The 17,472-nt window shown below is 71.3% G+C and carries 15 protein-coding genes; 7 read left to right on the top strand and 8 right to left on the bottom strand.

What is annotated here, in order from left to right; translation table 11 throughout:
• Nucleotide 1 precedes the first annotated feature (1 nt).
• Genes hisB through hisD form a run of 3 tightly spaced genes read right to left on the bottom strand, consistent with a single transcriptional unit; the run spans nt 2 to nt 3,023 of the window.
• Nucleotides 2-595: an imidazoleglycerol-phosphate dehydratase HisB gene (gene hisB, locus LZ604_RS12185; protein ID WP_234515052.1), complete on the bottom strand. Its 594-nt coding sequence runs from the start codon at nt 593-595 to the stop codon at nt 2-4.
• Nucleotides 592-1,701 carry a histidinol-phosphate transaminase gene (locus tag LZ604_RS12180; RefSeq protein ID WP_234515051.1) on the bottom strand — a complete coding sequence of 370 codons (1,110 nt, stop codon included), beginning with the start codon at nt 1,699-1,701 and terminating at the stop codon, nt 592-594. Before LZ604_RS12180 ends, hisB begins: the two co-directional genes overlap by 4 nt.
• The gene (gene hisD / locus LZ604_RS12175) at nt 1,698-3,023 is read right to left on the bottom strand and encodes a histidinol dehydrogenase (protein WP_234515050.1); all 1,326 of its coding nucleotides are present in this window, start codon (nt 3,021-3,023) and stop codon (nt 1,698-1,700) included. The genes LZ604_RS12180 and hisD overlap by 4 nt, the downstream gene beginning before the upstream one ends.
• A 513-nt stretch (nt 3,024-3,536) precedes the next feature.
• On the opposite strand from hisD, the gene LZ604_RS12170 reads away from it, so the two are divergent.
• From LZ604_RS12170 to LZ604_RS36690, 5 genes are all read left to right on the top strand, one after another.
• Nucleotides 3,537-5,117 (top strand): oxidoreductase, encoded by a 1,581-nt coding sequence (locus LZ604_RS12170; protein ID WP_234515049.1) that lies wholly within the window; start codon nt 3,537-3,539, stop codon nt 5,115-5,117.
• Between the two features lie 161 nt (nt 5,118-5,278).
• Entirely contained in the window at nt 5,279-6,328 is a 1,050-nt protein-coding gene (locus LZ604_RS12165; RefSeq protein ID WP_234515048.1) for a hypothetical protein, read from the top strand.
• 11 nt (nt 6,329-6,339) lie between these two features.
• On the top strand, nt 6,340-7,080 hold the full coding sequence (locus LZ604_RS12160; RefSeq protein ID WP_234515047.1) for an LON peptidase substrate-binding domain-containing protein: 741 nt from the start codon (nt 6,340-6,342) through the stop codon (nt 7,078-7,080).
• A 28-nt stretch (nt 7,081-7,108) separates the two neighbouring features.
• Nucleotides 7,109-7,657: a Cys-tRNA(Pro) deacylase gene (ybaK, locus tag LZ604_RS12155; RefSeq protein ID WP_234515046.1), complete on the top strand. Its 549-nt coding sequence runs from the start codon at nt 7,109-7,111 to the stop codon at nt 7,655-7,657.
• 39 nt (nt 7,658-7,696) lie between these two features.
• Nucleotides 7,697-7,771, top strand: a complete 75-nt coding sequence (locus tag LZ604_RS36690) for a hypothetical protein (RefSeq protein WP_465269763.1) — start codon at nt 7,697-7,699, stop codon at nt 7,769-7,771.
• 96 nt (nt 7,772-7,867) lie between these two features.
• Here the strand turns inward: LZ604_RS36690 and LZ604_RS12150 are convergent, their stop codons facing one another.
• From LZ604_RS12150 to LZ604_RS12135, 4 genes are all read right to left on the bottom strand, one after another.
• Complete coding sequence (locus LZ604_RS12150) at nt 7,868-8,557, bottom strand: AAA family ATPase (protein ID WP_234515045.1); 690 nt, start codon at nt 8,555-8,557, stop codon at nt 7,868-7,870.
• 34 nt (nt 8,558-8,591) lie between these two features.
• Nucleotides 8,592-9,410, bottom strand: coding sequence for an ABC transporter permease (locus LZ604_RS12145; protein ID WP_234515044.1), 819 nt, complete (start codon nt 9,408-9,410; stop codon nt 8,592-8,594).
• Nucleotides 9,411-9,501: 91 nt separating this feature from the next.
• Nucleotides 9,502-10,473: an ABC transporter ATP-binding protein gene (locus LZ604_RS12140; protein WP_234515176.1), complete on the bottom strand. Its 972-nt coding sequence runs from the start codon at nt 10,471-10,473 to the stop codon at nt 9,502-9,504.
• A 110-nt stretch (nt 10,474-10,583) separates the two neighbouring features.
• Entirely contained in the window at nt 10,584-11,795 is a 1,212-nt protein-coding gene (locus tag LZ604_RS12135; protein WP_234515043.1) for an NYN domain-containing protein, read from the bottom strand.
• 224 nt (nt 11,796-12,019) lie between these two features.
• Here LZ604_RS12135 and LZ604_RS12130 point away from each other — a divergent pair, with 224 nt between their 5' ends.
• Entirely contained in the window at nt 12,020-12,196 is a 177-nt protein-coding gene (locus tag LZ604_RS12130; RefSeq protein ID WP_234515042.1) for a hypothetical protein, read from the top strand.
• A 111-nt stretch (nt 12,197-12,307) separates the two neighbouring features.
• On the opposite strand, the gene dnaE is transcribed toward LZ604_RS12130, so the two are convergent.
• Entirely contained in the window at nt 12,308-15,847 is a 3,540-nt protein-coding gene (dnaE, locus tag LZ604_RS12125; protein WP_234515041.1) for a DNA polymerase III subunit alpha, read from the bottom strand.
• Between the two features lie 295 nt (nt 15,848-16,142).
• On the opposite strand from dnaE, the gene LZ604_RS12120 reads away from it, so the two are divergent.
• Nucleotides 16,143-17,468 (top strand): DUF2252 domain-containing protein, encoded by a 1,326-nt coding sequence (locus LZ604_RS12120; protein WP_234515040.1) that lies wholly within the window; start codon nt 16,143-16,145, stop codon nt 17,466-17,468.
• The last annotated feature ends 4 nt before the right edge of the window (nt 17,469-17,472 follow it).

Below are 17,472 nucleotides of genomic sequence, written 5' to 3'. Positions count from 1 at the left end.
TTTACAGCGCACCCTTCGTGGACGGGAGGATGCCGGCCGCGCGCGGGTCTCGCTCGCTCGCGTAGCGCAGGGCCCGGGCCAGCGCCTTGAACTGGCACTCCACGATGTGGTGGGCGTTGCGCCCGTAGGGCACGTGCACATGCAGCGCGATCTGGGCCTGGGCGACGAAGGACTCCAGGATGTGGCGGGTCATCGTGGTGTCGTACTCGCCGATCATCGGCGCCATGTTCTCGGGCTCGGTGTGCACGAGGTACGGGCGGCCGGAGAGGTCGACGGTGACCTGGGCGAGGGACTCGTCCAGCGGGACCGTGCAGTTGCCGAAGCGGTAGATCCCCACCTTGTCGCCGAGCGCCTGCTTGAAGGCGGCGCCGAGCGCGAGGGCGGTGTCCTCGATGGTGTGGTGGGAGTCGATGTGCAGATCGCCGTCGGTCTTGACGGTCAGGTCGAACAGACCGTGCCGGCCGAGCTGGTCGAGCATGTGGTCGTAGAAGCCGACGCCGGTCGCGATGTCGGTCTTCCCGGTGCCGTCGAGGTCGATCTCGACGAGGACCGAGGTCTCCTTGGTGGTGCGCTCCACGCGCCCAACGCGGTTCATGCGCTCTGCTCCTTCTTCAGTTCACGTACCGCGTCGAGGAACGCGTCGTTCTCGTCCGGGGTTCCGGCGGTGACCCGCAGCCATCCCGGTACGCCGTTGTCGCGGACCAGGACGCCCCGGTCGAGGATCTTCCGCCAGGTGGCGTGGGCGTCCTCGAAGCGCCCGAACTGGACGAAGTTCGCGTCGGACGTGGTGACGTCGTAGCCGATCGCGGTCAGCTCGGCGACCAGCCGGTCCCGCTCGGACTTCAGCTGCTCGACGTACTTCAGCAGCGTGTCCGTGTGCTCCAGGGCGGCCAGGGCGGTGGCCTGGGTGACCGCGGAGAGGTGATAGGGCAGCCGGACGAGCTGGACGGCGTCCACGACCGCCGGGTGCGCGGCGAGATAGCCGAGGCGGAGGCCGGCGGCCCCGAACGCCTTGGACATCGTCCGCGAGACGACGAGATTCGGCCGACCTTCCAGGAGGGGCAGCAGCGAGTCGCCGTGGCTGAACTCGATGTACGCCTCGTCCACGACGACCATGGACGGACGCGCGGCCTGCGCGGCCTCGTACAGGGCGAGGACCGTCTGTGCCGGGACCGCGTTGCCCGTGGGATTGTTCGGGGTCGTGACGAAGACGACGTCGGGCCGGTGCTCGGCGATCGCCTGCTCGGCGGCGCCGACGTCGATGGTGAAGTCCTCGCCCCGCGGGCCCGAGATCCAGCCGGTGCCCGTGCCGCGCGCGATCAGCGCGTGCATCGAGTACGACGGCTCGAAGCCGATCGCCGTGCGGCCGGGGCCGCCGAAGGTCTGGAGCAGCTGCTGGATGATCTCGTTGGAGCCGTTGGCCGCCCAGACGTTCTCGACGCCGACCCGGTGCCCGCCGGTCTTCGTCAGGTACTCGGCGAGCCTGGTGCGCAACTCGACCGCGTCACGGTCCGGGTAGCGGTTGAGGTTCCGGGCGGCCTCGCGCACGCGCTCGGCGATCCGTTCGACCAGCGGCTCGGGCAGCGGGTAGGGGTTCTCGTTGGTGTTCAGCCGTACGGGCACGTCCAGCTGGGGCGCCCCATAGGGGGACTTGCCGCGCAGCTCGTCCCGTACGGGAAGATCGTCGATTCCGAAGCTCACTTGCTCTCAGGCACCTTCCAGCCGAACCTCGCCTTGATCGCCGCGCCGTGCGCGGGCAGGTCCTCCGCCTCCGCCAGCGTCACCACATGGTGCGCGACCTCGGCCAGCGCGTCCTTCGTGTAGTCGACGACATGGATGCCGCGCAGGAAGGACTGGACGGACAGGCCCGAGGAGTGGCAGGCACAGCCGCCGGTCGGGAGCACGTGGTTGGAGCCGGCCGCGTAGTCGCCCAGGGAGACCGGCGCCCAGGGACCGACGAAGATCGCACCCGCGTTGCGCACCCGGTCGGCGACCGCGGCGGCGTCGGCCGTCTGGATCTCCAGGTGCTCGGCGCCGTACGCGTCGACCACCCTCAGGCCCTCGTCGACGCCGTCGACGAGCACGATCGCGGACTGCTTGCCCGCGAGCGCCGGACGGATCCGGTCCTCGATGTGCCTGGTGGCCTCGACCTGCGGCTGGAGCTCCTTCTCCACGGCGTCGGCGAGCTCCACCGAGTCGGTGACCAGGACCGCGGCCGCCAGCGGGTCGTGCTCTGCCTGGCTGATCAGGTCGGCGGCCACGTGCACCGGGTCGGCGGTGTCGTCCGCGAGGATCGCGATCTCGGTGGGGCCGGCCTCGGTGTCGATGCCGATCTTGCCGGTGAAGTAGCGCTTGGCGGCGGCGACCCAGATGTTGCCGGGGCCGGTGACCATGTTCGCGGGCGGGCAGGACTCGGTGCCGTGCGCGAACATCGCGACGGCGGTCGCGCCGCCGGCCGCGTACACCTCGTCGACGCCGAGCAGGGCGCAGGCGGCGAGGATCGTCGGGTGCGGCAGACCTCCGAAGTCCGCCTGCGCGGGGGACGCGAGGGCGATGGACTCGACCCCGGCCTCCTGGGCGGGCACCACGTTCATGATCACGGACGAGGGGTAGACGGAACGGCCGCCGGGCGCGTACAGCCCGACACGCTCCACCGGCACCCACTTCTCGGTGACCGAGCCGCCGGGGACGACCCGGGTGGTGTGCGTGGTACGGCGCTGTGCGCGGTGGACCAGACGGGCGCGGCGGATGGACTCCTCCAGGGCCGCGCGCACGGCCGGGTCGAGCCGCTCCAGGGCCTCCTCGAGGGCCCCGGCCGGCACCCGCACCGACTCCAGCCGCACGCCGTCGAACTTCTCGGCGAAGTCGATCAGAGCCGCGTCGCCGCGATGATGCACGGCTTCGCAGATCGGACGCACCTTCTCCAGGGCGGCCTGAACGTCGAAGTCGGCTCGGGGCAGCAGGTCACGCAGGGCGGGTCCCTGGGGGAGGGCGTCGCCGCGCAGATCGATTCGGGAGATCACAGGGCCAATTCTCTCAGACGGCACCCAGGCGCCGGACGGCCGTATCAGTGGCTGATACAGAGCGTGCGCGGGTGGACGGAATCCGTGGCGGCCGTATGGAGGGACCAGTTCCGTGCGGCGGAGGAGGCCGGTTCCGTGCGGCGGAGGAGTGAGGCACCGCAGGCCGCCCGGGGCGACCACGGCGGGCGGCTCGGCGCGGGGGCACCGATGCCCCGGGGCCGGGCGGCTCAGGCACGTGTCGAGGCCCCGGGACGTCGGCGTGTCGGCGCGGCGATGAGGGCCGGCACGGTGCGCCGGGGCTTCTCTCGCCCGGCCCGGCGGTGCATCGCTCGCCGAGTGGGTGATGGCCGGATCGGGTGGTTTGGGGGCCGCCGAGGCCCCCCGGCGGTGGCCGGATCCGATGGCTGATACGGCACCCGGAAGATCACCTTCACCGCTAGCGTTCGGCCCCTCACACAACGGGCATGAACGGTCGTACGAAACTCACGAGTAGCCGGGGAGGGAGGGAGCACCGTGAACGAGGGTGCCGGCGTCCGCGCCGGGGACCTGCCGGACGACCTGACCGCCACGGAGGCGGGCATGTGGCAGGCCTTCCGCAACGGCAGCGTGTACGACCTGCGCGGCGGGGACGCCGTCGTGGACGATCCGCACGGCGGCCACCCCTGGGGGCCCGAGCGCAGTGTGCGGGCGCGCATCGTGGCCTGGCTGCTGCTGGACGGCCCGCCCGCGCTGGCGGGGCGCGTGTCCGCGCTCAAGCTGACCGGTGTGCAGATCCTCGACACGCTGGACCTGGCGGGCGGCACGATCGTCCCCTTCGTGGAGCTGAACGGCTGCCGGTTCGAGAAGGAGGTCCTGCTGCCCGAGGCCCACTTCACGACCCTGCGGCTGGTGGACTGCTCGGTGCCGCGCCTGGAGGCGGCGCGGGTGCACACGGAGGGCGATCTGCATCTGCCGCGCTGCCGCTTCCAGGGCGGTGTCCGGCTCACCGACGCACACATCGGCACCGACCTGCTGCTCAACCAGGCCGTCGTCTACCGGGACCGGCGCGGCCGCTCGATCACCGCGGACGGGCTGAACGTCGGACAGGACCTCCAGGCCGAGATGCTGGAGTCGCACGGCGAGCTGAGCCTGCGCAGCGCCACGGTCGGCGTCTCGCTGAGCCTGCGCGGCGCCCGGCTGGCCAACCCGTACACCCGGCTGGCGCTGAACGCCCCGCAGCTGACGGTGGAGCGGACGCTGTATCTGACCCCCGCGGGTGTCGGCAATCCGCTGCTGACCAGCGGTACGACGCCCGCGCGCGGCACGCGGGTGCAGCCGTTCGAGTGCCGGGGCGGGGTCCGGCTGGACGACGGGCGGTTCGGGGACGCGGTCGACCTGGACCGGGCACGGTTCGCCCTCGACGACGACCAGGAGCTGTCACTGCTCCGGCTGCAGACGCCCGAGCTCCGTTTCCTGGGCGAGCGGCCCGAGCGCGGCAAGGTGGTCCTGTCGGGGGCGCGGATCGTGAACCTGGTCGACCGGTGGACCAGCTGGCCGGGGCCGGGCAACCTGCACATGGGCGGCTTCGCCTACGAGAACCTCGTCCCGCAGGACGCCTTCCCGCTCGCGCGGCGCCTGGAGTGGGTGGCGGCGGCCACCGCCGAGTACAACCCCGAGCCCTACGAGCGGCTCGCGGCCGTACTGCGCAACTCCGGGGAGGACGAGGACGCGCGTGAGGTGCTGCTCGCGAAGCAGCGGCGGCGCCGCGAGACACTGCCGCTCGCAGCCAAGCTGTGGGGGTACGCACAGGACTGGACGGTCGCCTACGGCTACCGCCCCGGCCGTGCGGCGGTGTGGATGGCGGTGCTCTGGGCGGCGACCTCGCTCGCCTTCGCGCACGCGAGCCATCCGCCGGTCAACAAGGACGGGCATCCGGCGTGGAACCCCTCCCTGTTCGCCCTGGACCTGCTGCTGCCGGTCATCGACCTCGGCCAGGCGGGCCAGTGGCAGCTGAGCGGGCCGTGGCAGTGGCTGTCGGCGGTGGTCATCCTGCTCGGCTGGATCCTGGCGACGACGGTCGCGGCGGGGGCGACCCGGTTGCTGCGGCGCAGCTGAGCGCGTACGCCGTGGCGGGACCGGCCCCGCGGCCCCACAGCCCTGCGGAGGCCCTCAACAACGACGAAACAGTAACCCTTTGCCTACTCTTGACCGTTGGGAGTACAACTGAAACCGGGTTACCCATTCGTGCTGGCGCGGCCCCGACCTGCGCCTTTTCAATGGTCGACACCATGGCACTGCTGCACGCGTTCATCCGTAGGGCCCGGATGGCATGTACGTCCCCCCGCCTCTCCGACGGGCTGCCCCCGGACGGCGAGGTCCTGCTCGACGCGCCCGACGAGCGCCTGGCCCCCGCCCTGGTGGCGGCGGGGCTCGGCGATCACCGTCCGGCGGCCGAGCTGCTCGCGGCCACCCGCAAGGCCGGTGAGTGGGAGGACCGCGACCGGTATGTGACGCTGCTCGCCACCTTCGCGCGCTCCCGCGGTGAGTGGTTCGCGCACTGGTGCGCCACCGCCCCGGACGACCCGGACGCACTGCTGGTCAAGGCGGAGCTGGCGGTGGCCCGCGGCTGGCAGTCACCGGCCCGCGTCGAAGTGCTGCGCGAGGCAGGCCCGTTGATCAGGGCGGCCGCCGAAGGCGATCCCCGGGACCCGGTGCCCTGGCGGGTGGCGCTCGACCACGCGCGCGGCGTCGACCCGGACCACACCGAGTTCGAACGGCTGTGGGGCGAGGCGGTGCGCCGCTCCCCGCACCACTACGGCTGCCATGTCGCGGCCCTCGCCTATCTGTCGGCGGTCTGGCACGGCTCGCACGGCGAGTGCTTCGACTTGGCGGAGACCGCCGCGCAGGACGCGCCGCCCGGCTCCCTGGTGCAGACGCTGCCCCTGCGCGCCGCCTACGCGTATCTCACGGACGGCGGCGGAGCGGTGGTGTCCCGCGACCGGCTGGACGCGGCGGCGGACCGGGCGATCGCCCTGTCGTCGCGGTACACGCCCGCCGATCCGCGGCCCGCGGAGGTCCGCAACCTGCTCACCTACGTCCTGGTCGCACTGGAGCGCCGGCAGGACGCATGGACGCAACTGCGCCTCATCGGGCCGTACGCCACCTCGTTCCCCTGGGACCGGGCCTCCGGCGATCCACTGGGCCGCTTCCTGGAGCTGCGCGACGACGTCCGCGGGCAGATGGCGGCGGCGAGAGCCGTCCCTTCGGCGAGGCCGTTTCTCCCACGGAGTGAACTCGCCGGACGCGTTCCCGCCCACGACCATTAGGCTTTCCGGTCGTGACCACCGTCCGGCTCCCGCTCTTCCCACTGAACTCGGTGCTGTTCCCGGGGCTCGTGCTCCCGCTGAACGTCTTCGAGGAGCGCTATCGCGCCCTGATGAACACCCTGCTGAAGACTCCTGAGGACGAACCGCGCCGTTTCGCGGTCGTCGCCATCCGCGACGGCCACGAGGTGGCGCCGAGCGCGCCGGGCATGCCGGACCCGACGGCCCTGCCCGAGCGCGGACCGGCCGCGGGCTTCGGCTCCGACCCGGCCAAGGCGTTCCACGGGGTGGGCTGCATCGCGGACGCCGCGACGATCCGGGAGCGGGCCGACGGTGGCTTCGAGGTGCTCGCGACGGGTACGACCCGGGTCCGGCTGCTCTCGGTGGACGCGTCGGGCCCCTTTCTGACGGCCGAGCTGGAAGAGCTGCCCGAGGAACCGGGCGACGAGGCGGGTGCCCTCGCCGAGGGTGTGCTGCGGGCGTTCCGCCAGTACCAGAAGCGGCTCGCGGGAGCGCGGGAGAGATCCCTGTCGACGGGCGCGGACCTGCCGGACGAACCGGCGGTGGTGTCCTACCTGGTGGCGGCCGCGGTGATGCTGGACACGCCGACGAAACAGCGGCTGCTCCAGGCCCCGGACACCGCCTCGCGCCTGCGGGACGAGCTGAAACTCCTGCGCGCGGAGACCGCGATCATCCGTAATCTGCCGTCCTTGCCCGCGTCGGACCTCACACGGGCTCCGACGAGTCTGAACTGACGTACGACTTTTCGAGGAACAGGCCGGGATGGCGAAGAAGGCGAAGAAGCAGCAGGAAAGCGGGGCGCGCGAAGCGCATGCGAACAGGGCGGGTGGGCGACGGGCGGGCGGTACTCCGGCGACGGTGGCGCTGACGGCCGCGGGCGTGGACTTCACGGTCCACTCCTACGACCACGACCCGTCACACCCCTCCTTCGGCGAGGAGGCGGCCGAGGCGATGGGGGTCTCCCCCGACCGGGTCTTCAAGACACTGGTGGCCGACGTGGACGGCGCGCTGGTGGTCGGAGTGGTCCCGGTGGCGGGCTCCCTGGATCTGAAGGCGCTGGCGACGGCGGTGGGCGGCAAGCGGGCGGCGATGGCGGACCCGGCGCTGGCGGAACGCACGACGGGATACGTGCGCGGCGGCATCTCCCCCCTGGGTCAGCGCAAGAAGCTGCGCACGGTCCTGGACGCGTCGGCGTCGTCGCACGCGACGATCTGCGTCTCGGCGGGGCGCCGCGGCCTGGAGGTGGAGGTGTCCCCGACCGACCTGGCCGCGCTCACGGAGGCGACGCTGGCTCCCATCGGCCGGGCCTGACCACTCGACGAACAGCCCGTCCTCGGCTAGTACGGACATATGTCGAAGAGGACACGCAAGCGCAAATGGCGCATGAAGAAGGGTCACGCTAATCACGGCCACCGTCCGGCGTGACCACGCCCCTACCAGGCGCCGGGCAGCCTCACACGGCTGCTCCGGCGCCCCCGAGGGGGGCATTCCGACGGCTCACGGCCGCGCCCCGCGGACGGCCTACGCCGCCGGCGGTGCGGGCGGGCCGTACGGCGTCGCGTAGGGGTCCGGGTCCCGGGGACCGAACAGCGCCGTCAGGCCGAGGTGCACCACCAGCGCGGCCACCGGCCAGGTCAGCAGCGCCCCCTTCGCGCCGAGCTTCAGCGGCGCGGAGAACGTCACGCCCTTGCCCACGGCCTTGGCGTGCGCGAGCACGTTCCCGGTGGGCCCCAGCCAGACGCCCAACCGCCACGCGAGCAGGGAGCCGAGCAGCCCGCCGAGGGCGAGCGCCACGACCAGCGGCACCCCGCCCCGCTTGCGCACCAGGAAGACGACCAGTGCGCTGAGCAGCCCGAACGCGAGCGCGAGCAGCGTGAACGTCCCGTCCACCCCGATGGCCTGCTCCCCCTCGGTGTCCTTGAGGTAGACCACCCAGGCGTTGTCGACCACGTCTCCCACCAGCGGCACACGCGGCGCCAGCCACGACCACAGCACCCCGAGCAGCAGCCCGGCGAGCGCGACGCCCACCGTGATCACGGCGGCCTCCCGCAGCTCCGTCTTCACACCGGGTCCGTCCGCGCCGAAGGCGGCCGTGGCGCCGTGCGGAGCGGGACCCGCGCCGGGCGGGACGGACACGGCTTGCCACCCGTCGTGCGGGGAGTGCGGGGGCTGTTCATGCGGCGGCGGAGGCGGAGTCAACGGAGCGGTCACCTTCACATCCTGCCAGTCGTGTATGTCTGCCGCGTCACCGGACGGCCGCCCGGCGGTAGGCCCAGGTGGCCAGGGCCAGCGAGGCCGCCCCGACCGCGGCGCACACGGCCAGGTCACCGAGGACGGACGGCCAGTCCGGGTGCCCCCCGAAGGTCCGCGCAAACGCCTCGACCCCGTACGTGGAAGGCAGCAGATCCCGTACGACCTGGATGGCCTCCGGCATCCGGTGGGCCGGCAGCACCCCCAGCAGCAGCGCCGCCGACATGCCCAACTGCCCGAGCAGAGTCGCCAGTTCGGGGCGTGGCGCGAGCAGCCCGAGGGCGGCGCCGAGGCCGGACAGGGCGGCGCCGGAGAGCGGGATCACCGCGGCCAGCACCCATAGATGGGCGAGCGGCAGCCCGAACAGGGCGCAGCCGAAGACGGCCGTCAACACGGTTCCGGGCACGGTGAACGACGCGTAGGCACCCGCCGCTCCCAGCACCACCGCGGCGGCCGGCACCGGCAGCGTCGCGTAGTGGTCGAGCCCGCCGCTGCCGCGCAGCTGGCCGAAGTACTGCGCCAGCAGATTGAGACCGACGTATGCGACCACCAGCACGGACGCCCCGGCGACCACGGACCGGGCGTCGCCGCCGCCGTCCACGACCCCGCGCATCATGATCATGATGCCGATCGACTGGAAGGTCGCCACGAACAGCAGGGGGATCCGCGCGATGCGCGCCCGGGAGAGCTGCGCCCGGTACACGGCGGCGAGCGACGGCCACAACCGGGCCCGCGGCCCCAGGGCGGCCTCGCCGCCGGCGCCGCCCTCCGCCGCCCGGACGCCGGGCAGAACCTCGGCGGGTGCGACACTCACGTCGTGCTGCTCCTCTTCGTTGCTGCCGCCGCCCCGTCCACCGCGGACACGGCGCCCCTTCCGCCGCATACGGCTCCGGCGCCCCGGATGCTCATGCCTTCACCAGGCCCTGGGTGCTGCCGCCGAGCGCCAGATAGACATCCTCCAGGCTGGGGGTGGCCAGGGTGAAGTCGTCGAGGGCCGCGAAGGCGGCACCCCCGGTGACGGTGGCGACGGCGGCGCGGGCCTCCTCCGGGGCCATGCGCAGCGACCAGCGGCGTCCGGACTCGACGGCGCGGGCACGCAGCGCCGCCACCTCGGGGACCTCCAGCGGTGCCTGTTCGCGCCACACGAGTTCGACCCGTACCTCGCCCGCGACCCGCTCCTTGAGCCCGGCCGGGGTGTCACAGGCGATGACCCGCCCCCGGTCCAGGACGGCGACCCGGTCGAGGACGGTCTCGGCCTCGATGACGTTGTGGGTGACCAGCAGCACGGTCGTCCCGCGCTCGGCCCTCCGCCGGTCGACGGCCGCCCACACGGCGCGCCGCGCGACGGGATCCATCCCGGTGGTCGGCTCGTCGAGCACGAGCAGTGGCCGCTCCCCCATGAGGGCGGCGGCGAAGCAGGCGAGACGGCGCTGGCCACCGGAGAGCTTCTTCAGCGGGCGTCCGGCGATCGGCGTGAGCCCCAGCTCCTCGAGCACCGCGTCCCGCTCCGTACGGGCCTGCCGCAGTTCGAGGCCGCGCAGCCGCCCGGTGGTCTCGGCGGCGAGGGAGACGGTCAGCTCGTCGAGGGCGGTGGACTCCTGCCCCAGGTAGGCGAGGATCCGTGCCGCCCGCTCCGGGTGGCGCACGATGTCGTGGCCGAGGATCTCGACGCTGCCGCGGTCGGGCCGCATCAGCCCGGTCAGCTGGCGGACCAGGGTGGACTTGCCGGCGCCGTTCGGCCCGAGCAGCCCGAAGACCTCCCCGCGCCGCACGTCCAGCCGTACGTCGTCGGTGGCCCGCACCTCGGGCGTCCCGGGCGCACCGCGCCGGCCTCGCACCGCCGGGTAGGTCTTGGTCAGCCCGCGCACGGCGCACACGACATCGCCACCCTGCCGTTGTGCCTGTGCGGTGCGCGTACTCACAAAGGACGAGGGTAAGGGGTGGCGGACGCCGGGCGGCCCTCGGGGCCCGGCCGATGTCCCGTGGGCTACTCTCCGGCCGGCGCGTGCTCCGCCGTCGTGCGCTGGTCGATCTCCCGCCAGAATCCCGCCCGGATCGCGTACCGGTCGTGCTCGTCGATCTGGTCGTCCTTGTGCGCGAGCAGGCCGAAGCGTGCCGCGTAGCGCAGCAGTTCCCCGTCGATGCGGTGCGGCACCCGCGGGTACATGCCCGAGAGCTTCTGCAGATGGGAGGGCTCGGCGAGGCGCCCGATCCAGCGCCGGGCGAACACCTGCCCGACCTCGTAGGGATCGCCGCCGACCGTGGTGATGTCCTCCTCCCGGTCGGCCCACCGCTGCTCCGCGGTCGTCAGCTGGGCCAGCGTGGGCAGGGAGGCGGCCTCCGGCGACTCGGCCGCGACCGGCCGGTCCACCCATCCCTTGTCCGACGACCAGCGCAGCGTCGCTCCGGCGGGCGGCTGCGCGGTCTGCGGCCCGGGCGCCCGCAGCGCGGCCAGGTCTTTCGGCGTCGGCACGCCCTTGGGCGCCGCCACCCGCTCCTGGGTGCCGTTGCGCGACGCGGCCGCCGCGATGTGGTCCGGCTCCCGGGCGGGCCCGTCCGTCGCCGCGAGTGCCGATTCCGGCAGCGGCGCGGACAGGATCGCGGCGATCTCCGGACGCGGGACCGGCGGCGGCGCGCACACCCCGCCCTGCTCCTTGGCGCGCACGGCCTGGACGATCCAGGCACGGTCGAGCACCCTCCGCTCGTCGGCCTCGGCGACCAGGTCCTCGGACTGGTTGTAGTCGCCGTCCGCGGCCTGCACGGCCCACAGGTGCACCGCGACCCCGTGCTCCTTGGCGGCCATCATGCCCGGCAGCAGATCACCGTCGCCGGTGACGAGCACGACGTCGGAGCAGGCGCGGTTGCGGGCCAGCTCGGTCAGCTCGGCGTGCATCGCGGCGTCGACGCCCTTCTGCGCCCACCGCCCGTCGCTGCGGGTCAGTGCGCCCAGCCGCACGGTCACCCGGGGCATCACACGCAGCCTGCGGTGTTCGGGCTGCGGGACCCGGTCGGGGGCGCCGTCGAACCAGTAGATGCGCAGCAGGGGCCGTTCCGTGTCGGACTCGGCACGCTCGCGCAGCCCCTGGATGAGGGCGGCGTGGTCGACGGTGATCCGGGACCTCGAGGGCTCCCCGGCGAGCAGGCTGGCGGCAGCCCCCAGCAGATACCCGGCGTCCACCAGGACGATGCAGCGGTCCACGCGATCCACCCTCTTTCCGGGAGTTTGCTTCGGGCTTGCTTCGAGTCTGCCCGACCGCGCGGAGGTTAACGGCCCGAACTCGATCTTCGGCGTGGCGGATCGGGACACCTGTGCACGAACAGGCGTTGTCACGCAGGGTAATTATCCGACATGCGCCCGTTGTCAGGCTATGTGAATCTGGTCCCGACTCTGGCCCTCAGATCCCCCACAGGAGGCAGATCACCATGGCCAAGAACAAGAACCGCAAGCAGGCGGGCCCGCAGAACCGCTCCTCCAAGGCCGAGCAGGCACACGAGCAGGGGCAGCGGTCCTCGGAGACGCACGAGTCCCCGATAGCCCAGGTGCAGGGCAGCCCCACGGAGGTCGCCCGGAAGAAGAAGCAGAGCTTCGGCCACAACTGAAGCCCGTATCAGGGCGCCTGAGGCCCCACGTGGTCAGGGGAGCCCGGATACGCACAGTGGGGCGCACCCTTTGCTGGGTGCGCCCTCCGCGTACGCCGTCGTTGCGAACGGTCAGCCCGCCAGGCAGGAGGGTCCGAGCAGGACCTTCAGGTCGCCGTAGAGCGCGGGGTCCGGCTTGACGCGATGGCGGTCCAGCCGAAGGACCGTCGTCTTGCGCGGGCCCTGGAGTTTGATGCGCACCTCGCTGTCGCCCTTGTGCTGGCTGAGGATCTCGCCGAGGCGGCTGACCATCGGCGGGGTGACCTTCACCGCGGGGATGGTGAGCACCACGGGCGCGTTGGTGCCCGCGTTGGACAGGTCCGGGACCGTCAGTTCCATCGCGACCAGCCGCGGTACGTCCTCGCGCTTGTCGAGGCGGCCCTTGACGAACACCACGGCGTCCTCGACGAGTTGGGTCGACACCAGCTGATAGGTCGCCGGGAAGAACATGCACTCGATCGAGCCCGCGAGGTCCTCGACCGTGGCGATCGCCCAGGCGTTGCCCTGCTTGGTCATCTTGCGCTGAAGGCCCGAGATGATGCCGCCGATGGTGACGACCGCACCGTCCGCGTGCTCGCCCCCGGTGAGCTGGGAGATGCCCGCGTCGGCCTTGTCGGACAGCACGTGCTCCAGGCCGAAGAGCGGGTGGTCGGAGACATAGAGACCGAGCATCTCCCGCTCCTGGGCGAGCAGATAGGTCTTGTCCCACTCCTCGTCGGTGAAGGTGACGTCCAGACCGAAGCCCGGCTCGCTGGTCTGCTCCTCCCCCATGCCGCCGAAGAGGTCGAACTGGCCCTCGGCCTCCTTGCGCTTGACCGCCACCACGTTGTCGATCATCGGCTCGTACTGCGCGGTGAGGCCCTTGCGGGTGTGCCCCATCGTGTCGAAGGCGCCCGCCTTGATCAGCGATTCCGTGGTGCGCTTGTTGCAGACCACCGCCTCGACCTTGTCGAGGTAGTCCGGGAAGGACGTGTACTTCCCCTTGGCCTTGCGGCACTTGATGATCGACTCGACGACGTTCGTGCCGACGTTGCGCACGGCGGAGAGGCCGAAGAGGATCACGTCGTCGCCCTGCGCGGCGAAGTTCGCCTCCGACTCGTTGACGTTCGGCGGGAGCACCTTGATGCCCATGCGCCGGCACTCGTTCAGATAGACGGCCGACTTGTCCTTGTCGTCCTTGACCGAGGTGAGCAGCGCGGCCATGTACTCGGCGGGGTGGTTCGCCTTGAGATAGGCGGTCCAGTAGGAGACCAGCCCGTACGCCGCCGAGTGGGCCTTGTTGAACGCGTAGCCGGCGAACGGGACCAGCACGTCCCACAGCGCCTGGATGGCCTCGTCGCTGTAGCCGTTCTTGCGGGCGCCCGCCTGGAAGATGGTGAAGTTCTTCGCCAGTTCCTCGGGCTTCTTCTTGCCCATCACGCGGCGGAGGATGTCGGCCTCGCCGAGCGAGTACCCGGCGATGATCTGGGCGGCCTTCTGCACCTGCTCCTGGTAGACGATCAGGCCGTAGGTGACGTCCAGGACCTCCTTGAGCGGCTCCTCCAGCTCCGGGTGGATCGGCGTGATCTCCTGCTGGCCGTTCTTGCGCAGCGCGTAGTTGGTGTGGGAGTTCATGCCCATCGGGCCCGGGCGGTACAGGGCCGACACGGCGGAGATGTCTTCGAAGTTGTCCGGCTTCATCAGGCGCAGCAGGGAGCGCATGGGGCCGCCGTCGAACTGGAAGACGCCGAGGGTGTCGCCGCGCTGGAGCAGTTCGAAGGTCTTGGGATCGTCCAGCGGGAGGCCCAGCAGGTCGATGTCGGCGCCCTTGTTGGACTTCACCATCTTGACGGCGTCGTCCATGATCGTCAGGTTGCGCAGACCGAGGAAGTCCATCTTCAGCAGGCCGAGCGACTCACAGCTCGGGTAGTCCCACTGGGTGATGGTCACGCCGTCGGTGTGCCGGACCCAGACGGGGACGTGCTCGGTGATGGTCTCGCTGGACATGATCACGCCGGCCGCGTGCACACCCATCTGGCGGACCAGGCCCTCGACGCCCTTGGCGGTGTCGATGACCTTCTTCACGTCCGGCTCGTTCTCGTACATCCCGCGCACCTCGCCCGCCTCCGAGTAGCGCGGGTGGTTCGGGTCGGTGATGCCGGACAGCGGGATGCCCTTGCCGAGGACGTCGGCGGGCATGGCCTTGGTGATGCGGTCGCCCATCGCGTACGGGTAGCCCAGCACGCGCGCGGAGTCCTTGATCGCGTTCTTTGCCTTGATGGTGCCGTAGGTGCCGATCATGGCGACCTTGTCGGCGCCGTACTTCTCCGTCACGTACCGGATCACCTCGACGCGCCGGCGCTCGTCGAAGTCGATGTCGACATCGGGCATGGAGATGCGCTCGGGGTTCAGGAACCGCTCGAAGATCAGGCCGTGCGGGATGGGGTCGAGGTCGGTGATGCCCATGGCGTAGGCGACGATCGAGCCGGCCGCGGAGCCTCGGCCGGGGCCGACCGCGATGCCCTGCTTCTTGGCCCACATGATGAAGTCGGCGACCACGAGGAAGTAGCCCGGGAAGCCCATCGAGATGATGACGTCCATCTCGTACTCGGCCTGCTTCTGGCGGTCCTCGGGGATGCCGCCCGGATAGCGGCGCTCCATGCCGCGGCGGACCTCCTCCTGGAACCAGGTGACCTCGGTGTAGCCCTCGGGGATGTCGAACTTGGGCATGAGGTCGCGCTTCTCGAACATGCCGGTGGTGTCCACCATCTCGGCGACGAGGAGCGTGTTGGCGCAGCCCTCCTGCCAGGCGTCCGAGGAGTCGATGGCGTACATCTCGTCCGTTGACTTCAGGTAGTAACCGGTGCCGTCGAACTTGAAGCGGTCGGGGTCAGAGAGGTTCTTGCCGGTCTGGATGCACAGCAGGGCGTCGTGGGCGCCCGCCTCGTGCGCGTAGGTGTAGTGCGAGTCGTTGGTGACCAGCGGGGGGATTCCGAGCTTCCGGCCGATCTCCAGCAGGCCGTCACGGACCCGGCGCTCGATCTCGATGCCGTGGTCCATCAGCTCCAGGAAGTACTTGTCCTTGCCGAAGATGTCCTGGTACTCGGCGGCGGCCTTCAGGGCCTCGTCGAAGTGGCCGAGCCGCAGCCGGGTCTGCACCTCGCCGGAGGGGCAGCCGGTGGAGGCCACGATCCCCTCGGACCACTGCGCGATGGTCTCCTTGTCCATCCGGGGCCACTTCTGGAGCCAGCCCTCGGCGTACGCGTCCGAGGACAGGCGGAAGAGGTTGTGCAGGCCCGTCTTGTTCACCGCCCACATCGTCTTGTGGGTGTAACCGCCGGAACCGGAGATGTCGTCCCGCTTCTGGTGCGGCTGGCCCCAGAGGATCTTGCGCTTGTTGCGCCGGGACTCGGGGGCGACGTACGCCTCGATGCCGATGATCGGGGTGATTCCGGCCTTCTTCGCGGAGTGGAAGAAGTCGTACGCCCCGTGGAGGTTGCCGTGGTCGGACATGGCGATGTGGGTCATGCCCATCTCGTTGCACGCCTCGAACATGTCCTTCAGCCGCGCGGCACCGTCCAGCAGCGAGTACTGGGTGTGGACGTGCAGGTGCGTGAACGGCGGCTTTGACACGGCTGCGGCCTCCAAGGCGAACGATGGTCGACGGGCGTCCGACCGGCTGCGGACGGTCTGGGGGGACAGCGTCGAAGTCTATGCCTCGGGACTGACACCCGGCGGGCTTCCCCGCGTACCTTCATCCGGAGGGAAACGGACCGAGTATCCGTGCCCCGGAGCGAAGGACACGGGCCCCGGCGCCCGCGTCCGCGTACGGGGCGCGGGCACTTTCCGCGTACCGTCGTCCGTTGGAAGGGAACGGACGATCCGGTCCCACACGTCACGCACCACCTGCACCTGGAGGCACCCCGCGATGTCGGTTTCGCAGCTCAGCGCCGAGCAACGCGGCGAGGAGATCCTCGCCGTCTTCGACACCGCCTTCGGCGAGCTGCTCGCCGCCGACCCGGCCGCGTTCCGCGTGAAGTTCCGCAAGATGGCGGCCTCCGCCTTCGCGTTCTACCGGGGCACGGCGTGCCTCTACTACCACGACCTCGACGCCGAGAAGCGCGGCGGCCCGTACCTGGACGACCGCACCTCGCGCGTGTGGATCCACGGCGATCTGCACGCCGAGAACTTCGGCACGTACATGGACTCCACGGGCCGCCTGATCTTCAACGTGAACGACTTCGACGAGGCGTACGTCGGGCCCTTCACCTGGGATCTGAAGCGCTTCGCCGCCTCCATGGCGCTGATCGGGTACGCCAAGGCGCTCGGCGACGAGCAGATCAGCGAGCTGGTCCGGGTCTACGCGGCGGCCTACCGCGAGCGCGTCCACGCCCTCGCGACCGGCGCCAAGAGCGACGAGGTGCCGCCCTTCACCCTGGACACCGCCCAGGGCCCGCTCCTGGACGCGCTGCGCGACGCCCGCTCGCTGACCCGCTTCGGGCTGCTCGACTCGATGACCGAGATCCGCGACTTCGAGCGCCGCTTCGCGCCCGGCGGCGGCTCCATCGAGCTGGACGCGGCCACCCGCTACAAGGTGCTGGCCGCCTTCGACGTCTACCTGGAGACACTGCCCGACTCCTCGCTGGCCCGCCCGGACTCCTACCGGGTGAAGGACGTCGTGGGCCGGCGGGGCATCGGCATCGGGTCGGCGGGCCTGCCGTCGTACAACATCCTCCTGGAGGGCCACAGCGACGCCCTGGAGAACGACGTCGTGATCTACATCAAGCAGGCCCAGACCCCGGCCGTCTCCCGGCACATCACGGACCCGGCGATCGCGGAGTACTTCCAGCACGAGGGCCACCGCACGGTGATCTCCCAGCGCGCCCTGCAGGCGCACGCCGACCCCTGGCTGGGCTGGACCGAGCTGGACGGCACGGGCCAGCTGGTCGCCGAGGTGTCGCCGTACGCCGTGGACCTGGACTGGGGCGACATCGACGACCCGGAGGAGATCGCCTCGGTGGTCGCCGACCTCGGCCGCGCCACGGCCACGATGCACGCGGCGGCGGACGACCAGTCCGGCGAGTCCCTGGTGCCCTTCTCGACGGAGCGGGCCATCGATGCGGCGATCGCCGCCGACGAGGCCGGCTTCCCCGAGCTGCTGGTGGACTTCGCCCACACGTACGGGGCACGCGCGCGTGCCGACCACCAGATCTTCGTGGACCTGTTCCGCAACGGACGGATCCCGGGGCTGTAACCTT

The organism is Streptomyces glomeratus, assembly GCF_021462825.1.
Classification (GTDB): domain Bacteria; phylum Actinomycetota; class Actinomycetes; order Streptomycetales; family Streptomycetaceae; genus Streptomyces; species Streptomyces glomeratus.
This window is presented reverse-complemented; position numbering and strand designations above follow the sequence as displayed.